The sequence below is a fragment of the Vibrio sp. genome (genome assembly GCF_984391705.1).
Genome location: NZ_CFHWOM010000007.1, coordinates 71,845 through 89,754 on the forward strand (window position 1 = coordinate 71,845; position 17,910 = coordinate 89,754).

The 17,910-nt window shown below is 44.6% G+C and carries 20 protein-coding genes; 5 read left to right on the forward strand and 15 right to left on the reverse strand.

Annotated features, from left to right (window positions below):
* Nucleotides 1-19: 19 nt before the first annotated feature.
* Genes AC4MRV_RS07450 through AC4MRV_RS07460 form a run of 3 tightly spaced genes read right to left on the reverse strand, consistent with a single transcriptional unit; the run spans nt 20 to nt 3,060 of the window.
* Nucleotides 20-1,852: a DUF3413 domain-containing protein gene (locus AC4MRV_RS07450; protein ID WP_491186800.1), complete on the reverse strand. Its 1,833-nt coding sequence runs from the start codon at nt 1,850-1,852 to the stop codon at nt 20-22.
* A 53-nt stretch (nt 1,853-1,905) separates the two neighbouring features.
* On the reverse strand, nt 1,906-2,613 hold the full coding sequence (locus tag AC4MRV_RS07455; RefSeq protein WP_491186859.1) for a 3-deoxy-D-manno-octulosonic acid kinase: 708 nt from the start codon (nt 2,611-2,613) through the stop codon (nt 1,906-1,908).
* Nucleotides 2,614-2,670: 57 nt separating this feature from the next.
* A complete protein-coding gene (locus tag AC4MRV_RS07460; protein WP_491186801.1) occupies nt 2,671-3,060 on the reverse strand; it encodes a diacylglycerol kinase in 390 nt (129 codons plus the stop codon).
* Nucleotides 3,061-3,154: 94 nt separating this feature from the next.
* On the opposite strand from AC4MRV_RS07460, the gene AC4MRV_RS07465 reads away from it, so the two are divergent.
* Nucleotides 3,155-4,198, forward strand: a complete 1,044-nt coding sequence (locus AC4MRV_RS07465) for a glycosyltransferase family 9 protein (RefSeq protein WP_491186802.1) — start codon at nt 3,155-3,157, stop codon at nt 4,196-4,198.
* A 13-nt stretch (nt 4,199-4,211) separates the two neighbouring features.
* The gene (locus AC4MRV_RS07470; RefSeq protein WP_491186803.1) at nt 4,212-4,994 is read left to right on the forward strand and encodes a glycosyltransferase family 2 protein; all 783 of its coding nucleotides are present in this window, start codon (nt 4,212-4,214) and stop codon (nt 4,992-4,994) included.
* Nucleotide 4,995: 1 nt separating this feature from the next.
* Here AC4MRV_RS07470 and AC4MRV_RS07475 read toward each other — a convergent pair whose 3' ends face one another.
* The gene (locus tag AC4MRV_RS07475; RefSeq protein ID WP_491186804.1) at nt 4,996-6,021 is read right to left on the reverse strand and encodes a glycosyltransferase family 4 protein; all 1,026 of its coding nucleotides are present in this window, start codon (nt 6,019-6,021) and stop codon (nt 4,996-4,998) included.
* A 46-nt stretch (nt 6,022-6,067) separates the two neighbouring features.
* On the opposite strand from AC4MRV_RS07475, the gene coaD reads away from it, so the two are divergent.
* The gene (coaD, locus tag AC4MRV_RS07480; protein WP_491186805.1) at nt 6,068-6,541 is read left to right on the forward strand and encodes a pantetheine-phosphate adenylyltransferase; all 474 of its coding nucleotides are present in this window, start codon (nt 6,068-6,070) and stop codon (nt 6,539-6,541) included.
* A 43-nt stretch (nt 6,542-6,584) separates the two neighbouring features.
* Here coaD and AC4MRV_RS07485 read toward each other — a convergent pair whose 3' ends face one another.
* From AC4MRV_RS07485 to radC, 11 genes are all read right to left on the reverse strand, one after another.
* Nucleotides 6,585-7,340 (reverse strand): acyltransferase, encoded by a 756-nt coding sequence (locus tag AC4MRV_RS07485; protein WP_491186806.1) that lies wholly within the window; start codon nt 7,338-7,340, stop codon nt 6,585-6,587.
* Nucleotides 7,330-7,872 (reverse strand): YrbL family protein, encoded by a 543-nt coding sequence (locus AC4MRV_RS07490; protein WP_491186807.1) that lies wholly within the window; start codon nt 7,870-7,872, stop codon nt 7,330-7,332. The genes AC4MRV_RS07485 and AC4MRV_RS07490 overlap by 11 nt, the downstream gene beginning before the upstream one ends.
* A gap of 15 nt (nt 7,873-7,887) precedes the next feature.
* Complete coding sequence (locus AC4MRV_RS07495) at nt 7,888-9,867, reverse strand: LTA synthase family protein (RefSeq protein ID WP_491186860.1); 1,980 nt, start codon at nt 9,865-9,867, stop codon at nt 7,888-7,890.
* A gap of 44 nt (nt 9,868-9,911) precedes the next feature.
* Nucleotides 9,912-10,301 carry a GtrA family protein gene (locus AC4MRV_RS07500; RefSeq protein ID WP_491186808.1) on the reverse strand — a complete coding sequence of 130 codons (390 nt, stop codon included), beginning with the start codon at nt 10,299-10,301 and terminating at the stop codon, nt 9,912-9,914.
* Nucleotides 10,288-11,715, reverse strand: a complete 1,428-nt coding sequence (locus AC4MRV_RS07505; RefSeq protein ID WP_491186861.1) for an ArnT family glycosyltransferase — start codon at nt 11,713-11,715, stop codon at nt 10,288-10,290. Before AC4MRV_RS07505 ends, AC4MRV_RS07500 begins: the two co-directional genes overlap by 14 nt.
* Nucleotides 11,716-11,723: 8 nt before the next feature.
* A complete protein-coding gene (locus AC4MRV_RS07510; protein ID WP_491186809.1) occupies nt 11,724-12,755 on the reverse strand; it encodes a glycosyltransferase family 2 protein in 1,032 nt (343 codons plus the stop codon).
* A gap of 176 nt (nt 12,756-12,931) precedes the next feature.
* Nucleotides 12,932-13,741, reverse strand: coding sequence for a bifunctional DNA-formamidopyrimidine glycosylase/DNA-(apurinic or apyrimidinic site) lyase (gene mutM / locus AC4MRV_RS07515; RefSeq protein WP_491186810.1), 810 nt, complete (start codon nt 13,739-13,741; stop codon nt 12,932-12,934).
* A gap of 22 nt (nt 13,742-13,763) precedes the next feature.
* Nucleotides 13,764-14,246 (reverse strand): hypothetical protein, encoded by a 483-nt coding sequence (locus AC4MRV_RS07520; protein ID WP_491186811.1) that lies wholly within the window; start codon nt 14,244-14,246, stop codon nt 13,764-13,766.
* Between the two features lie 172 nt (nt 14,247-14,418).
* Nucleotides 14,419-14,589 carry a 50S ribosomal protein L33 gene (rpmG, locus tag AC4MRV_RS07525; protein WP_004410866.1) on the reverse strand — a complete coding sequence of 57 codons (171 nt, stop codon included), beginning with the start codon at nt 14,587-14,589 and terminating at the stop codon, nt 14,419-14,421.
* Between the two features lie 14 nt (nt 14,590-14,603).
* A complete protein-coding gene (gene rpmB, locus AC4MRV_RS07530; protein ID WP_006881432.1) occupies nt 14,604-14,840 on the reverse strand; it encodes a 50S ribosomal protein L28 in 237 nt (78 codons plus the stop codon).
* A gap of 277 nt (nt 14,841-15,117) precedes the next feature.
* Complete coding sequence (radC, locus tag AC4MRV_RS07535) at nt 15,118-15,786, reverse strand: RadC family protein (protein ID WP_491186812.1); 669 nt, start codon at nt 15,784-15,786, stop codon at nt 15,118-15,120.
* 223 nt (nt 15,787-16,009) lie between these two features.
* Here radC and coaBC point away from each other — a divergent pair, with 223 nt between their 5' ends.
* Both coaBC and slmA read left to right on the forward strand, forming a co-directional pair.
* Complete coding sequence (gene coaBC / locus AC4MRV_RS07540) at nt 16,010-17,209, forward strand: bifunctional phosphopantothenoylcysteine decarboxylase/phosphopantothenate--cysteine ligase CoaBC (RefSeq protein WP_491186813.1); 1,200 nt, start codon at nt 16,010-16,012, stop codon at nt 17,207-17,209.
* A 99-nt stretch (nt 17,210-17,308) separates the two neighbouring features.
* Nucleotides 17,309-17,899: a nucleoid occlusion factor SlmA gene (gene slmA / locus AC4MRV_RS07545; protein WP_491186814.1), complete on the forward strand. Its 591-nt coding sequence runs from the start codon at nt 17,309-17,311 to the stop codon at nt 17,897-17,899.
* Nucleotides 17,900-17,910 lie beyond the last annotated feature (11 nt).

Consider the following 17,910-nt stretch of genomic DNA (forward strand, 5'->3'; position numbering starts at 1 on the left):
TTCCGGCCATTTTTCTCTATTACTTCCTAAAACGACTAATGTTATCTAACGCCTCTTGAACATACTGATAGTTCATTGCCTCATCTTTCTTCGGTCGATAAGTGCTGTCTAAAATCTGCGATTGACCTGCCCCATTTACTTCAATAATGGTATCGTCATAAATAATACCGTAGGCGCTGTAGCTGGAAGTCATTATCCAATTACGTTTTACGCTATCACCATACAGATCTTCTCCTGTCGAGTAATCACGAACGTCATTCAGTGAGCCTAAATAGTTGTTCATCAATGTCGGCGCAAAGTCTTCATGGGAAGTGGTATAGGTAACGGTTTCTGCTAACTTATCTTTATCCACGCCTGGACCAAACATCACAAACGGTACTTGGGTTTGAGCACGGGTAAAGTTGCCGTTGTGTCCCCAGAAGTTCTGTTTGTTATCATTCATTTCTTGGCTGTGGTCACCAGTAATGATCACCAGTGTATTCTCTAAGTCACCCGATTCTTTCAATGTATCCAGAGCACGCTTAACCTGAGTATCAACGTAGCGGACAGAAGTCTTATAACGATTAAAGAACTTCTCTTGATCACTGTTGTTATCCAGTTTTAGATAATCCACACGCGGGATCATTGGCTCATACTTAGGCTCAAAGTTCTTCGGAAAATCGTAACCATGTGGCGCGTCATAGAATAGGAATGAGAATACTGGCTTAGAAGTATCTCGATTCTTATACCACTCAATCCAATCATCGGTTAAATGCCTATCTCGTTGAGATGGTGTGAGACCTTCAGAACCAACGCGTAAGTTCGGAACATTAACAAAAACCGTTTGGTGGAATTCTGGATTCGTTAAGCGCGCAGCCGCAAATAGGCCCAGTTGATAATCCAACGCTTGGAGACGGTCAACCAATACCGGAGATTGGTGGTTGGCAACAAAACCGTGCCAATAAGTACCCGGCAGACCGTAAAATAAGCCAAAAATACCCGTACGAGTGGCGTTACCTGTAGCGATGTGATCTTGGAAAATAGCGCCGTTTTTCGCGTACTCCCACATATAAGGGGTATTGTCCGCATTAAAGGTATCAGCGCGCCATGAATCCACTGTTATCAGCATGATGTTTACTGGTTTGACTGACTTAAATTCAACCGGCTTTAGCGGATAGTTCAAGTCACTCTTTGGCGGCACTCGCATCGCTTTTTGGCGAGCAATCGCTTCTTTATCTAGCCAACCGCGTCTTTCCATGAATTTGTTGGCCGTTGCTGGATAGAATAATGGCAAGTAACGCTTCACCATAGTAACAGGCTGATACGCATGCGCTGCAGCCCAGATGTGGATACCGTTGGTTAAGAGCAACGCAATAATAGTAACGTAAGTAAACTTTCGCCCCAACTTCCATTGACGTACTGGAGCATCATTCTCTAACCATCGAATTAACCACCATTGACCACCAATCAACGCAGCAATAGAGCCTAATACTGTGACCCAAGTGATCAACGGGAAACTCACGACTTGACCAGACATCACCAGTTCAAGAACAACTGCATTAATGTGGAAACGATATTGCGCGTAAACAATGGTATCGATAAATAAAACCGCTAAACCGAGAGAAGCCACCAGCGCTTGAACAACGTTGCGAGCCCTTTTCGGCAGCAATAATGCGGGTAAGCTGACAAGACCAATCAACGCAGCAAGCAAAGTCATCTGACCGAGTGTGCCAGCAAAGATAAAGCTTATCCCCAATAGGTCTGATGGGAACTCAGGTAAAAAAGCAAAATAGCGACTCGCTATCGCTATGGCCACTAAAGCATTGACGAGAATAAACCAGCCGTGGGCATGAAGTTTTTGTTTAAAAGACATCGTATATCCAAATAACTCTTAATGTTTTTGCTCTGATAGCAAGTGATAACGGCTTAGCACTCCTGCTGGTAACCCGTTAATAAATGATGAAAGTCCGCTTCTGTCCAACGAATAGAACGCTTATTGAGCTCTTTTCTAAACGAACGCAGTAACCTATCTAGATTACCCTGTCGCCAATTCGTTCCGCGCTGTTGGTAACACTTATCAAAATCGATGATCCAAGCTTTTCCATCAGCATCCAACAAAATATTGTGTATGTTCAAATCCGTATGATTCACGCCTACTTTGTGCATCTTGCCAATCTCTTGACCAATGACTTGGTATTCCTTGGCGGACAACGCTCTATTTTGAAGAATATCGACTAAGTCTGAGGCGTTAGCGATTTTTTCACTCAGCAGATCGGCTTTATATAACAAGCCACGCTTGCTTGCTCTAGCTGCAATAGGTTTAGGTACATTAACTCCAGCATCTGCTAACTGTTTAAGTAAGTGGAACTCGGCGTAACTGCGAGTGTTTTCCCAGTGACTAAACCAGTAACTATCCGCAACTAACTTGCCAAATAAACCACCACGACGGTAGTGACGGAGCGCTGCTGTAATAGTTTGAGTTTTTACAAACCAAGTCGTTCCTCGCCCTTCGGCACTACCAATAACTAGCCCATTATCTTGCCAGTAATCGACATTAAACGCTTGCTCTGGTTCCTCTCGTAACAATTGATCGTCGTACCAGATAACCTGATGAGAAGACTTATATTGTTTAATCACTAGCGGCCTCATTGCGGATTACGAAACTCAATTTAATCAATTCTAAGATTGTAATTAGGCGAAAAAGTGGTGGTAAAGGATATAGCCCCAAGTAAAGGCCGCTAAAGTGAGAGCTACAAGTACCGCAGCAGAACCAATATCTTTTGCGCGACCACTAAGCTCATGTCTTTCGGTACCAACTCGATCAACAACAGCTTCAATAGCGGAGTTGATTAATTCCACGACCAAAACTAAGACAACTGTTGCGAGCATCAAGATAGTTTCGACTACTGGTAGAGATAGCCACAACAACGCCAAAATTGCGACGACCAACAACCCAATTTCTTGCCTGATTGCAGCTTCGTGGCGAAATGCCGCCTTTAAACCTTGTATCGAGTACCCAGTAGCATTAACAATACGAGTGATACCCGTTGCTCCTGGTTTGCCGCTTTGTTCAGGGTTCATAGCTAACCTTTTGAATAAGAGAATTGCTGGCTATTTTACATTTCTTGAGCTTATCTGCATAATTCTAGCCAACTTAAATCTTTGAGCCCTTGCCATGCCTCTGTTCAATGCTGCGCCTAAGTCAGTGTGTTTTCTTCGTTTATCTGCCATTGGTGACACTTGCCATGCTGTTGCTGCCATTCAGGCTTTGCAACGTTATTGGCCAGAAACCAAAGTGACTTGGGTAGTAGGAAAAATAGAAGCGCAGCTACTGGATGGCTTAGAGAATGTCGAACTGGTTGTTTTTGATAAAAAAGCTGGCCTTAAAGGCATGCAAGATGTGTGGCAACAACTGAGTAGCCGCCGATTTGATGTGTTAGTACATATGCAGTTGGCTCTGAGAGCTAGCTTATTAACTCTTGGTATCAAAGCGCGCTACAAAGTAGGTTTCAACTTTAAGCGAGCGAAAGAAGCCCAATGGCTCTTTACCAATAAAAAAATCTCAGACACGTCATCGGCTCATGTCTTAGATAGCTTCTTCTCTTTCACTGAATATCTTGGCGTCCCTAAGACTAAGCCCACTTGGCAATTACCCATCAGCGAGAATGATATCCGCTTTGCTCAAGATACCTTGGGCTCTAAGCCAACAGTGGTGATTAGCCCGGCAGCAAGTAAAGACGAGCGTAATTGGCTGACCTCTCGATACGCAGAGCTAGCCGATTGGATTATTGACCAAGGCTACCAAGTTGCCCTGTGCGGCTCACCCGCGGAGCGTGAAATAAAACTCGGCAACGCGATTAAAGAGAAAATGACGCATACGCCAGTCAATCTAATCGGTCAAACAAGCTTAAAGCAGCTCACGGCGGTTTTGGCAAAGGCTAAAGTGGTTATTGCTCCTGATTCAGGCCCCGCGCATATCGCCACAACGCAAGGAACTACTGTGATTGGTCTCTATGGCCACAGCAACCCCAAACGGACAGGTCCTTACAACAACTTAGACTCTATCGTGAGCGTCTATGAGCACTTTGTCGAGCAGCAACAAGGCAAGCCAGCCGAGCAACTGCCATGGAGTACCCGAGTGAAAGGCGATCATGTTATGCAGTCCATCACTTTGGACATGGTACAATCCCAGCTCAAACCACTATTAAATCAACACTAATGAAGGCAAATCTATGATTACGGGCGTTGTTATTACTCTTAACGAGTCAAAAAATATTGTTGAGTGCATTCAATCTCTAAAACAAGTTTGCTCAGAGGTTGTCGTGGTAGATTCAAATAGTGTTGATAATACTCGCGAACTTGCGGAGCAGGCTGGCGCAAAGGTTGTTATTCAAAGCTATTTGGGTGATGGCTTCCAGAAGAATGTCGGTCTAGAGCATACCGAAAATAACTGGATTTTAAGTATTGATGCCGATGAAAGGCTGACTGATGAAATGGTTACCGCAATCAATAACCTAGATCTCATTACCACCAAGCACGATGCTTTCGCGTTCCGTCGTCGTAACTACATTGGCGGTCGATGGATTAAACACTGTGGATGGTACCCAGATTTCTGTATTCGTCTCTACGATAAAACTCAAACTCGTTTTGCTGAAGTTAAGCAGCACGCGGCAGTCCAAGCTAAAAACCCGGAGCGCATTAGCGCAGATTTGATTCACTATTCATTTGAAAATCTAGGCCAGCTGTTTGCCAAACCTGGCCGAGACTTCAGTGGTCGCGCCGCTAAGATCATGTACCAAAAAGGCAAACGCGTGAATGCAATGAGTCCATTTCTGCACGGCTTGAACGCATTTATCAAATCTTACTTTATCAAAAAGGGCTTTTTGGGTGGCGCAGACGGTTTAACGGTCTCTATCAGTGCTTCTCTTAGCAGTTACTTAAAGTACGCACGCTTACTCGAATTCCAACGCGACCCTAAAGTACTTGAGAAAGAAGACTTCAATAAAGTGTGGTAACTCACCACACTTGGTCATAACAAGCAATATAGCGCTCAGCCATACTTTCAGGGCTATATTGCTGCTTTTTCTGTTGGATGTTTTGTTGGATCTGCTGATACAAGTCTTTACTGGAAACCAAATCTACTAAGTACTGTTTTGCTTGTTCGCAGCTATCCGTATCCACTAAATAACCTGTCGTCCCATGCTCTACAATCTCCGGTAACCCTCCCACTTTTGAAGTGATCACGGGCGTATCATGTTGGTAAGCTTCCAGCACAGCAGAGCCTAGCCCTTCACTGTTTGACGGCATCATCAATACATCAGTGCGTTTTAACACCGACCCCACATAAGGAGTAAAACCAAAGAAAGTGATGTTCGATAAGCCATTCGCCAACTGTTTTAACGACGCTTCTTCCTTTCCTTTACCAACGATTAGAAAGTGAATACCTGGGTGGGTGTGCTCAATTTGCTTAGCCAGTTCAATGGTAAAAGGGATATTTTTCACTTCAAGCAGACTTCCAAGCTGAGTCACTACAAATTTACTCTTAAGTTCAGTCAGCTTTTTATCAACCGCCCTATCTGAAGGAAGGTTAGAGTAACTGTCATGTACAATAGACACATGACTATTAAGATGTCGGATATTGTCAGCCACTTTCTGACTGACCGCGACCAGAGCGGCTGCTTTTTGATAAGTTTTGGTAGAGGCTTTGCCCTTTAAGGCTTTATCGACTCGGCGTGAAATAAGGTAAGGCTTGCCCGTCAACCAACCTATTAGCCGAGCTAAATGAGCCCCTCGTCCATCATGAGCATGAATCAGCACTTCTTTTGACATCATGGCGGTGTACACCACACTCCAAAAGCTGGCGACCTTAATACTGTGAGATTGAGAGAAGCTCTCCTTTGCCTTCAGGGTAAAAGGCTTATCCTTTTTACCTAAGATTAGCTGGCGGAAACCGGATAGATTCGCGATCAGGTTTAAGGTTTGAACTTCGCCACCACCAAAACCGGATGCCAAGTTTATGTGTATAAGGGTTTTATCTGTCATATAATAACCAGCTGATACTCTCTATTACGCCGAACTATACAATAAAATGAACACGAACGTTATCTACCCAGGGACCTTTGATCCTATAACTAATGGGCACGTAGACATCATTCAACGCGCTTCAAAAATGTTTCACAAGGTGACTGTTGCTGTAGCAGAAAGCCCACGTAAGAATACGCTCTTCACACTGGATGAGCGTATCGATATGGTGCAAGAAGTGTTCAAGGGCCACTCTAATATTGTCGTTAAGGGCTTTTCAGGTTTACTTGTCGATTTCGCGAAAGCGGAAAATGCCAATATTCTCATCCGTGGTTTACGCACCACAATCGATTTTGAGTACGAGTTGGGGCTATCAACAATGTACCAGAAGCTGATGCCAGAAATAGAGAGCCTATTCTTACCACCAAATGAAAAATACGCGTTTTTGTCTTCGACCATTGTTCGCGAGGTCGCACTTCACGGTGGGGATGTAGCAGACTTTGTTCACCCATATGTGGCAAAGCAACTGCAAAATAAATAGAAGTCATACAATAAAGGCTGTCGGATGACAGCCTTTAATGTCTCTAATCCATCGCGTAAAACGCCTTAGCCTTAGAAAGCTCTTTTTCTGAGTGGTTACGTGCCCAGTAAATTCCACCTTCTTTTACCACTTTGGCAGGAACGCCAACCGCAATAGCATCACTTGGAACACTTTTAGTGAGAGTGCTAAACGCTCCAATAATCGACCCTTTGCCAATCGTCACACCTTTAATGATCTTAACATCACGACAAAGCCAAACATGAGGGCCAACAAACACCCCAGAGATGCGTTGATTGATGACATTTCCTTGTTCGTCAAAGATAGGGTGTCCGTCGTACTCTTGAATCAATATATTGGCTGACAGCATGGCATCATCACCTAATACCAGTTGGCCATACGATTTAATGTTTGCACCAGCTCGAATACCAACATGCTCCCCAACAGCGAAAAGAGTATCATCCCTAAGCAAAGAGAACTTACTCTTCTTAATCACAGCATCATCGCCTATATAGAGCGTGCTATTGCAGCCCTTGATCAGAATATTGACATTGCCGTTAAAGTTATCGCCAATGACGACACGATTTCCCTTCGCGCGCTTATCAAATTTAATCACAATGCGTGAACGATGCTTGGTTTTACCTATCGAAACTTGATTGCCCTTTGCCCCTTTGACAAACAACACCTGATTGCGAAACAAACCGCTAACCATTTTAATCAGCAAAGCAAATTGACTCATACCATGCTGAAAAGAGTCAGGAAATTTGGCGATATACTGCCGAATCTGTTTATTATCGAGCATCAATAAAGTTCCTTCTAAATTTCTCAAGCCGGCGCTTGGTTTGAATATAAGTAATGACCCTTGTGACTTTAAAAACATTCTTCAAAAAGTCATTGGTAAAGCCATAGCCATCAATCATAACGATACGCTCGTTGTCACCATTTTTCTGTAGCACTAAATTCTGTAAGCGCAGGTCCGTCAACGAAAGATTGTTAGTTAAAATCGAATCTTCGAACTCATCAAACAACTCAGAAAGCTTTGATTTAATGTCCAGCTTGCCTAGTGACATCGACAAGCTACCATCATCATCTCGGATTAGAGGAAAAACAAGCCCCTTACCTTCTGAGGTCTCAAGCCACTCGATTGGCAACGCATAGGGCACCAAATCTGGATGCTTGAGGCTTTGGGCATATTCAAACTCACGTTGACTTTCGTCACGTGAACGTTTCACTCGATAACGCACCTTAATACAGAGATTGGCGTCATTCGGATGTTGGTAACAAATTCTCTCAGAGCCTTTTCCAATGACTACCGCATCAGTCAGATCAAGCATACTTTCTCCTACCCTTTACTTCACGCCAGCGACTTGCGAGCGTAAGTAATAGTTTTGCAGCTTATGGTACTCTTGCGCCCAGTCAGACTCTGGATTTTCAGTAGGTGTATCTTGCGTCATCACCCCGTCATCCCAAGCATAAAGTTTCGTCGGGTTGCCATTCTCATAAGCTCCCCACTGATTAATGCTGCGCACTTTGTTGTAGCCACGGTTGCTCACACCATCCACTGAGAGCATATTCTCACCACCTAAGCTAATGTAGCTCTGATCGGATAAACTAAATTGGTACAACGTAGGGAAGATATCGCGATGTGAACCGATTCTCTCCGGTTGGTACTGGTATTGGCTATGTTCGAGGATAGCCTCAGGTACATATAAATAGAATGGAACCGCGTAGCTCACCGCAAATTCATCCAAATTCTTAGTCGAAATAGAACGTACACGGTGATCACCTGAAGCTGCGATCAGTGTTTTCTGAGCTAAGCTAGAATCTTTGATGTCTTGAATGAAGTTCCCTAGCGAATCATTTGCGTATTGGTACGCCTCAAGCATCTCGATTTCTTGTCCGGCAATACTACCAATCACATCTTTGAGACGCTCACTCGCATGGGTTACCTTAGGTTGATAATCGCTTGGCGGGCGGTATGGAGAATGATTAGTCACCGTCATAATGTAAATCAGAGTCGGTTTGGTCGCTTCACCCAACAACTTACGAGCAAACTTGAATGTGTATTCATCCGCGACGCCCCAAGTATCGGCGTGTTCTTTAGCCTCAGGGAAGGCCGCTTTAATACTGTTTTCATCGTACACAGTATCGAAACCTTGAAGCGGAAGGTAATTTGCCAAGTTACGCCACATGCTGTTTCCGCCGTAGATAAACACGACATCATATCCCGCACGCTTATACGGCAATACCGCAGAGCTCGGCAACGCAACTTTTTGAGCACCTGAATGACTGATTGTCGGCACATCACTATGGAGTAACATCATCACAATACTGTCGATGGTCGCCGTCGTCCCAGCCATAAAACGTTCAAAGACAAAGTCTTCATCAAAGGCCTGACGCAAACTTCCCAGCAGGTCATTGTGCTCAGGGTCATCTTCGATCAACACGTTTGTGCCTAAGCCTTCCATTAATGCCATAACAACATGAGGAGGATTGTCAGCTAAGTAGTCATTCTTATCGGTACGGTACTCCGGAGTTGGCTGCCCAAGCATTTTCATCATCTGCTCAGTCACGGCTTGCTGGGACACCGGGTCAAACTTAGCTTGCTTCTTATAATCCCCATTAGCCCAACTCAATGCCATAAAAGCATTAGGCGTAATGATGTTCAGTGGTTTGTATTGAGATACGTTGGCGTGATAGCGCTTGAGCGGCAAACTGCCAATAGAGCCACGAGCCACGATGACATAAACCACAATGGTCAATACGACTGATACCGTGGTCACTGCCCAGTGACGTGCAGACCATTGCCAAGATTCGGAGCGTTTGACCAACTGTTTAGTCAATAGATAACCGCCAATAGCCGCGATTACTGAAACACCAAATGAACGGAGGATTGGGTAATCTTGCCATGCATTATCGAGTACCGCCTTGGTGTCATCATCAAACAAACCAAAGACAAAGACATCGATGTAGCTACCATAAGTAACGTAGTAGTAATAGTTACCAATAGAGAAGCCGCAAAGCAAAAAGAAAATCGCACCAACATACCAAGGCGTTGCCTTATTCCACCATGTGAAAAAGCGAGTTTTTGCCAGAATCAGACCAGCCAGCAAAACTGGAGCAAAACCTATGAAAACAATTTTTGCATCGAAACGAGCACCAACCCAAAAGGCACGGAGAATATCGGCGCTTAAACCAGACAACTTTTCTGGTTCGACAGCTAATGAGAAAAACAAACCACGGGACAAAGAGAGGAAAACAATCGCGGTAAAATTAACCCAAAGTACAATTCGGATGAGAGCTCGGTAGTTATGCTGAAAAGAAACCATAATGTCCCAATAGAGTTTGTTTAAGCCAGCAAGGCGCTGGCCCATTAAGATTTGGCTTTAAATACCCACTTATCGCTCAGTAAATAGTTGCTGATCATTCCCACCAAAATGCCTAACACCAAAGCAACGTAAGCCCATACTCCATCGCTGCCCAAAAACTCTAGAGACAGTTTAAAGGTAATGAAGTTAGGAATTGCTGAGATACAGGCAGAGGTCATAAATTTCAGCCATTGCTTACGTTTAGAGCCATGCTGCGAAGTTGCAGAGAAAGTGAGATAGCGGTTACCCAACCAAGTAGAGGTTGCTGCGCAGAAAAATGCGATAACGCGCGAGGTCATCAATGACCATTCAAACGCGTGAAGGCACAAAGTAAAAATTGAGGTATCGACAACAAAGCCGATACCTCCAACAAATGCGAACTTAAGGAGCTTCATTGGTCACTGTCGAACAATGATACATAGAGCGTCTTGAGTTTTCTGGCTCTAATAGCAACTCACACTCAAGTCTGTCACTATTTAGGAAACCTTGCATGTGGCGCTCACGACCTATTAGATAAAACTCGTCGGCTTCGATTTCAGCTGGTGTAGTGACTTTAATCGCTTGACCTAAACTGTAGTATTGGCCAGAGAATGGTCGGCTACGAGCGTAGTAAGTGTCTAACTGCTCAGTTTGAGCGTCAAAGAACACACGATCACTCTTATTGTCTTCCATACCTGTATTGAGCAAGATTAAAGCGATAAACAGAACAACTGGAAGAATTAAAGACACCACGCTGAACCACTTCCAGTCTTTCTCCATCACCATAATGGCCGCTAGGATACCTAATGCAGGAATGCCAGGTAGAACATACGCAGGAAGAATATTTCCTGACATAGTAAACATCAGCAGCGGAGAAATTAGCCAGAAAATAGCAAACGAAAATAGGCCTTTATTTGCTTGATTGGTTTCTTTAATACGATCGCGACGGAACCAAGCAAGAATAGGTAGAGCGATAGACCAAGGTGCTGCACTTTGTAACCAGAATAACCAGATCATGCCGCGTGGCTCATCATGTGCGCTACCGTACAAGTCGCCTTCCCAACCACTCACAACAAAACGTTTAAAGTGCTCACCTACGATGAAATAATCGATAAAGCCAGGGGTCGCACGCTCAGCCATGATGTACCAAGGTAATGCGATCGCTAGCATCAGCAAAATGCCTTTAACAATTGGGAAGCGTTGCCACAATTGTACAAACGCACCAATCAGGCCATGCTGTAGTACTAGCCATGGGAATACAGCTAAACCCATAATGACAATCACTACAGGACCTTTAGCTAACAAGCCAATCGCCAGGCCAGCAAAAGCAAAGTAAGCCCAGTGGTCTTTAATGCCGCCTTTCTCTTTTTCTAACCAGCAGTAGTAGAAACCTACCATTGCCATCGTCATACCAAGAGTCAGTGCCATATCTGTCATCACAGCACCCGCTGCAATTGAGAAAATACCACACGTTGCAAGTACAATTGACGCTACAAGCCAGTTAAAACCTTCTCGCTTAGCCATATAGCCAACCAAAGCAATAACCAGTACGCCAGCTAACCAATGTGGAGCGCGCAAAGAAAATTCACTTAGACCAAACAGCTCAACACCTGTTGCACTCATCCAAGTAAACAGTGGTGGCTTACCCCAGAAAGGGACACCGTAGTCGAACTGAGGTGTTAACCAGTTACCTGTCTCCACCATAAGTCGCGCCATTTCGCCATAACGAGCTTCCGTAGTATCCATGAGAGGATACAAGCCCAAAGAAATCAGACGTAATAGTAGTGCGACAGCCAATAAGCCCCATAGGTGCTTAGCGGTGATCTTAATATTCACTGTTAGTGTTCCTCAGTTTGATCTTTTTGCTGTGAAGCTTGCGCTTTTTTTTCAATGTTCGATTGAACGATAAACAATGGTCGGCGCTTAGTTTCTATGAAAATTCGTCCTATGTACTCGCCCATCAAGCCAATACATAGAAGCTGAATACCACCAAGGCCAAGCTGTACAACCATCATTGATGGGTAACCAACCACAGGTTCACCCAAGAAAATGGTTTTACAGATAATGATAAAGCCGTACAAGAATGCAAAAGCCGCCATCAACGCACCCAACAACGTCGCGAGACGTAATGGACGGATTGAGAAAGATGAGATGCCATCAATTGCCAAACCAATCAACTTGAGGTAATTCCACTTTGTCTCACCAACTAGGCGAGGATCACGCTCAAATTGCAGTGTAATGGTATTAAATCCAGGCCAAGAAAATAGGCCTTTCATGTAGCGGTTACGCTCCGGAAGCTGATTAATATGCTCCACAACGCGACGACTCAGTAGTCGAAAGTCACCCACATTTTCTGGCACATCCATTTGCGACACTGAGTTCATCACGCGATAGAACCAGGCGGCAGACTTTTGCTTCATCCAAGTCTCACCATGACGCTCTTTACGTTGCATGTTAACCACATCGTACCCTTCACGCCATTTTTCAAGCATTTCAGGGAGCAGCTCTGGTGGATCTTGCAGGTCCGCATCCAGAATAGTCACGACTTGGCCGCGGCTGTACTCTAAGCCTGCACTCATTGCGGCTTCTTTACCAAAGTTACGACTTAGGTTGAGGCTAACGATATTACTGTTTTCACTTTCAAAACCAGCCACAATGCTTTGGCTTTTATCGCTACTGCCGTCATCAATATAGATAACTTCACACAATCCATCGATGCTATCCAATACAGGCATTAGCCTTTCATGAAAAGCCGGTAAAACTTCCTCTTCATTAAAATAAGGAACAAGTACAGAAAGTAGAATTTCGGATTCACTCTCTGTTGATGGTCCACAATGTGGGCAAGTTACCGCAGATGCAAGCTCTGTCATGGAGGGTACCTTATGTACGAATTTCACTATAGATGAGTAGCGTCAGTTATCTATCCACTACTCACCACGAAAAGGGGCTATATTCTACACTATTCGCCCAAGTCTAGGATAGGCGAAAGTAAATGAACATTGGCTGAATGAAATGAAAAACGTTACTAAAAGAAACGTATTCAGTGCTATTTCTTTTGACAATGATTGCAAAAGAAGGTGTTTCGCTGACCAATTTTAAGCTCTTCGATTGGACCACTACAAACTGGGCAAGGTTCCCCTTTCTTCCCATACACTTGCAGCTCTTGAGCAAAGTAGCCAGGCTTACCGTCCGCTTGAGCAAAATCTTTGAGGGTCGTGCCGCCTTGTTTAATGGCCGTATCCAGGACTTGCTTTATTTCTGTCACAAGCAAAGCCCACTGCTTATTGGTTAGCTTGCCTGCGGGCTTAGTGGGGTGAACTCTAGCACTAAATAGCGATTCATTGGCATAGATATTACCGACACCCACGACTATTTTGTTGTCCATAATGAAACGCTTAACTGCAACTTTTTTATTCACCGCCTTCGCTGCTATGTAGTCTGCGCTAAACTCATTCGTTAATGGTTCAGGTCCTGCATTTTCAAGTACCTTGTGTTGGCCATCTTCTGTCCACAACCAGGCCCCGAAGCGCCTTGGGTCGTTATAACGCAATACCTTGCCATTGGTGAGTTTGAGATCAACATGATCATGTTTACCGGGTGATATCTCCGCATCCAACACTCTTAATGAGCCAGACATCCCTAAATGAACGATTGCTGATCCCGCACTCGTCTCTATTAGTAGGTATTTAGCTCGGCGGGTGATACTGCGGATTTTCTGGCCTTCTAGTTGTTTCAACTCTTGTGGGATATCCCAGCGAAGCTTCGGGGTACGAAAAGTCAGTTTTGCGATCGTCTCACCGACAAGGTGTGGGGATATGCCCATTCGGCTTACTTCGACTTCTGGTAATTCAGGCATTGTGATTCCTAGTGGGTTCTCTTTACTCTGGCATAAGGTAACGAGTATCGACCGAAATGGCTATCCACTTATCTTGCCAATTTTTGAGCAACCAAAACTGTGGTGTCTGATAGTAAGTGATCCTTTGCGGTTCTTCTTGATCGAAATACCACACTTCAATGGATTGGGGTTGGCTCAGTTGAGGCTTCAAACTATCAAAGTTGTCTTGGCTAATTTCTGTGCCAATCAAACCTTGCCAGCGCTGCGCTAGCTCATGTGCTGAAATATTACTGAGTACTGAGCTGTGCCACTCATCTTGCCTTCTCTCCAATGACCAAGTGGAAAAGTGTAAGGCTTGCAAGTCTGCTGAAGGGTTAAGTAAATGAGGGTGTGAGCTTACGACCACTGGCTCATCGATAAGGTAGGTTTTAATCAACGTAGGTAAGTTGAGCAAGCCAATAAATGCAATGATGCCCAGAATAAGAATATTGTTCCAGCGTCTACGCCGTGAAGGAGGAACTCGCATCGTATTTTCGTTCTCTGCTATGAATTGAATCAAAAGTAGCAGAAAAGATGAAATGAGGCGAGGAGCTGGTTGTCCTTAACATCGGCAAACGCTAAATAATAAAAAACCCAATCATATTGCTATGATTGGGTTTCAATTCACGCTTCCCGAAGGAAGTTCAAAGAAGAATCAATTACTTGATTTTAGCTTCTTTGTACATAACGTGCTGGCGAACTACTGGATCAAACTTTTTGATCTCAAATTTGCCTGGCATGTTACGCTTGTTCTTATCAGTTGTGTAGAAGTGGCCTGTACCTGCAGAAGATACTAGACGGATTTTCTCACGAACGCCTTTCTTTGCCATTGCCTATATTCCTCTTAAACGTTTTCGCCGTTTGCGCGAATGTCAGCAAGAACAGCATCGATGCCCTTCTTGTCGATGATACGCATACCTTTAGCAGATAGACGTAGTTTAACAAAACGTTTTTCGCTCTCTACCCAGAAACGATGAGTTTGTAGGTTCGGCAGAAAACGACGCTTAGTAGCATTGCGTGCGTGTGAACGGTTGTTACCCGTTACTGGACGCTTACCAGTTACTTGGCATACTCGTGACATGAATGTCTTCTCCAAAATCGTTTCAGCTCGATATCAACCTTGGTGGCCGAACCTCTCTATTTCTCGGAAAGAAGTTAGAGGTTAAGAACCGCTATGGAAAATCCATACAAGGCTATCAAAGGTCGCGCATTATACTAACTTGATATGCATTGCTCAAGACCCGAACAGATCCTTTTTACAGGTTTTCGTGATCTTTTTTAGGCAGAGCTGATTTATGTGCTAAAAAATGTCGGGCGATTGTAGCAGAATTCAGCGAACTCACAACTAAAAATGTGATTTAAATCCAACCACGTTCTGCGAAGGAAACAATCTCACCATCTCCAACCACAAAATGGTCGAGTATACGTATATCGACCAACGCTAATGCATCACTGATTCGACGCGTGATTCTGCGGTCACTCTGGCTAGGCTCTGCAATGCCTGAAGGGTGATTATGCGCAAGAATTAAAGCCGCTGCATTGTGCTCTAAAGACCGCTTTACCACCTCTCTTGGATAAACCGAAGCTGCATCTATTGTGCCTTGAAATAATGACTCTCCAATAATCACTCGATGCTGGTTGTCTAAATAAAGAACATAAAATTCTTCTCTTTGTTTATCACGCAGCAATCCTGAAAGGTAAAGTTTCGTCTGTTCTGGGCTGGTTAATGCATCACCGCGTTGGAGTGTTTCCGCAAGATATCGTTGTGTTAACTCGAGGACAGCTTGCAATTGCACATACTTGGCGGTGCCCAAACCTTTATGCTGACAAAATTCGTCCCGACTAGCGCCAAACAGCTTGCGTAACGATCCAAAGTCCTTAATCAAGAAATCAGACAACTCAAGGACATTCATGCCTTGCGTTCCAGTACGAAGAAATATTGCCAGTAATTCGGCGTCAGTTAACGCTTGGGGGCCGTGAGACATCAACTTTTCTCGCGGCATAGATTCAAAAGGAAAAGGCGGCATATTGGGACTCTGCTATTCAGACACTCACATAGACTTCCGTAAAACCTCCAACAGATCCTGATCAATAATCGCCACTGCGAGGCAATATAAACTTCTCTGCAACGGTCACTACTAGCCGAGTTATAGTATTGGTGACAGGTGCCACACTGCGCATCAATGACCATCTAGGCACACAAACATGAGGCGTGTTATCTTACGCGCAGTAATATTTAGGGAGATCCTCATGCAAACATTAGCGGGTAAAAAGATCCTTCTGGGCATCAGCGGCGGTATTGCGGCTTATAAATGTGCAGAGCTCACTCGTCGTCTTATAGAGCGTGGCGCTCAAGTACAAGTCGTAATGACCAATGCAGCCAAAGAGTTTATTACGCCGCTGACCATGCAAGCCGTTTCTGGCCGTCCAGTGTCTGACAGCTTACTTGACCCTGCCGCTGAGGCTTCAATGGGACACATTGAACTAGCTAAGTGGGCTGACTTAGTCTTGCTGGCACCTGCAACGGCGGATCTCATTGCTCGTATGTCTGCAGGCATGGGTAATGACCTGCTAACAACACTGGTTTTAGCAACCGACGCACCTATTGCTGTATCACCAGCAATGAATCAACAGATGTACTTAAACATCGCAACTCAAGAAAACATCTCCACCTTACAACGTCGTGGCATGGCGATTTGGGGACCAGCGGCGGGTGAACAAGCGTGTGGTGATGTAGGCCCAGGTCGCATGTTAGAGCCGATGCAGTTAGTCGAGCATTGTGAGCAGTTTTTCTCAAATAAGCCTTTAGAAGGTAAATCCGTTGTAATTACCGCTGGGCCGACTCGGGAAGCGATAGACCCGGTGCGCTACATATCTAACCACAGCTCCGGCAAAATGGGCTTCGCACTGGCGGAGGCCGCTCAATTACTTGGTGCTAGCGTCACTCTTATCGCGGGGCCTGTTTCTTTACCTACCCCTCATAACGTTGAACGCATTAATGTAGACAGTGCAATCAGTATGCATACCGCCGCAATGGCTCAAGCGACCAAGCACGATATTTTTATTGGTTGTGCAGCGGTTGCAGATTATCGACCTGATAATATTGCAGAGCAAAAAATTAAGAAAACCGATGACAGCGATCGCATGACGGTCACTATAGTAAAAAACCCTGATATTATCGCATCCGTAGCGGCACTCGATGCGTCTAGACCTTTTACTGTTGGCTTTGCCGCTGAGACTCAAGACGTTGCCCATTACGCACGAACAAAGCTCGCAAAGAAAAATCTAGATATGATTTGTGCTAACGATGTCTCGGTTGAAGGCCAAGGCTTCAATAGCAACGATAACGCGATCACCGTATACTGGAAAGATGGTGAGCAATCACTTACTCTTGCCAGCAAACAGCTGATTGCTCGTCAAATCATGACAGCAATCGCTGACAAGCTATAAAGCAATATAATAAAGCACTACGCATAGGTTGTTTGACTTTGGGCTCGTTTAGGCGAGCCTATAGTCGTTATTCAGAATGGGTAAAAAAGGAAAGTATTCATGGCAGGCACAAGAAAAACCAACCGCCGAGAAGAAATTTTACAAGCACTAGCAGAGATGCTGGAGTCCAATGAAGGCGCTTCTCGCATCACCACGGCCAAACTCGCCAAACAGGTTGGTGTTTCTGAAGCGGCTCTATATCGCCACTTTCCAAGTAAAGCGCGCATGTTCGAAGGGTTAATCGAGTTTATCGAAGAATCTTTAATGTCACGTATCAACCGCATATTGGATGAAGAAAAAGATACGCTAACTCGCATTCGCCTTGTTCTCCAGCTGATTTTAGCCTTCTCTGAGCGTAACCCTGGTTTAAGTCGAATTCTTTCTAGTCACGCACTGATGTTTGAAAACGAACGCCTGCGCGACCGTATTAATCAACTTTATGAGCGTATCGAGACGTCACTGCGCCAGATTTTGCGTGAGCGTAAATTACGCGAAGGTAAATCCTTCCCTGTAGATGAAAAGATCCTAGCTGCGCAATTGTTAGGCCAGGTCGAAGGCAGTTTGAATCGCTTTGTTCGCTCAGACTTTAAATATCAACCTACAGCAAATTTCGAAGAATACTGGGCACTGCTTAGTGCGCAGATTCAATAATCGAGGAATTT

Bases quoted from the DNA above. Each gene is read 5' to 3' on its own strand.
- AC4MRV_RS07485 (WP_491186806.1), bottom strand. From the start codon at position 7,340: ATGCTCGATAATAAACAGATTCGGCAGTATATCGCCAAATTTCCTGAC.
- AC4MRV_RS07475 (WP_491186804.1), bottom strand. From the start codon at position 6,021: ATGACAGATAAAACCCTTATACACATAAACTTGGCATCCGGTTTTGGT.
- AC4MRV_RS07460 (WP_491186801.1), bottom strand. From the start codon at position 3,060: ATGAACCCTGAACAAAGCGGCAAACCAGGAGCAACGGGTATCACTCGT.
- AC4MRV_RS07520 (WP_491186811.1), bottom strand. From the start codon at position 14,246: ATGCGAGTTCCTCCTTCACGGCGTAGACGCTGGAACAATATTCTTATT.
- AC4MRV_RS07450 (WP_491186800.1), bottom strand. From the start codon at position 1,852: ATGTCTTTTAAACAAAAACTTCATGCCCACGGCTGGTTTATTCTCGTC.
- AC4MRV_RS07500 (WP_491186808.1), bottom strand. From the start codon at position 10,301: ATGAAGCTCCTTAAGTTCGCATTTGTTGGAGGTATCGGCTTTGTTGTC.
- mutM (WP_491186810.1), bottom strand. From the start codon at position 13,741: ATGCCTGAATTACCAGAAGTCGAAGTAAGCCGAATGGGCATATCCCCA.
- AC4MRV_RS07465 (WP_491186802.1), top strand. From the start codon at position 3,155: ATGCCTCTGTTCAATGCTGCGCCTAAGTCAGTGTGTTTTCTTCGTTTA.
- AC4MRV_RS07510 (WP_491186809.1), bottom strand. From the start codon at position 12,755: ATGACAGAGCTTGCATCTGCGGTAACTTGCCCACATTGTGGACCATCA.
- coaBC (WP_491186813.1), top strand. From the start codon at position 16,010: ATGCAAACATTAGCGGGTAAAAAGATCCTTCTGGGCATCAGCGGCGGT.
- coaD (WP_491186805.1), top strand. From the start codon at position 6,068: ATGAACACGAACGTTATCTACCCAGGGACCTTTGATCCTATAACTAAT.
- rpmB (WP_006881432.1), bottom strand. From the start codon at position 14,840: ATGTCACGAGTATGCCAAGTAACTGGTAAGCGTCCAGTAACGGGTAAC.
- AC4MRV_RS07495 (WP_491186860.1), bottom strand. From the start codon at position 9,867: ATGGTTTCTTTTCAGCATAACTACCGAGCTCTCATCCGAATTGTACTT.
- rpmG (WP_004410866.1), bottom strand. From the start codon at position 14,589: ATGGCAAAGAAAGGCGTTCGTGAGAAAATCCGTCTAGTATCTTCTGCA.
- AC4MRV_RS07470 (WP_491186803.1), top strand. From the start codon at position 4,212: ATGATTACGGGCGTTGTTATTACTCTTAACGAGTCAAAAAATATTGTT.
- AC4MRV_RS07490 (WP_491186807.1), bottom strand. From the start codon at position 7,872: ATGCTTGATCTGACTGATGCGGTAGTCATTGGAAAAGGCTCTGAGAGA.
- slmA (WP_491186814.1), top strand. From the start codon at position 17,309: ATGGCAGGCACAAGAAAAACCAACCGCCGAGAAGAAATTTTACAAGCA.
- radC (WP_491186812.1), bottom strand. From the start codon at position 15,786: ATGCCGCCTTTTCCTTTTGAATCTATGCCGCGAGAAAAGTTGATGTCT.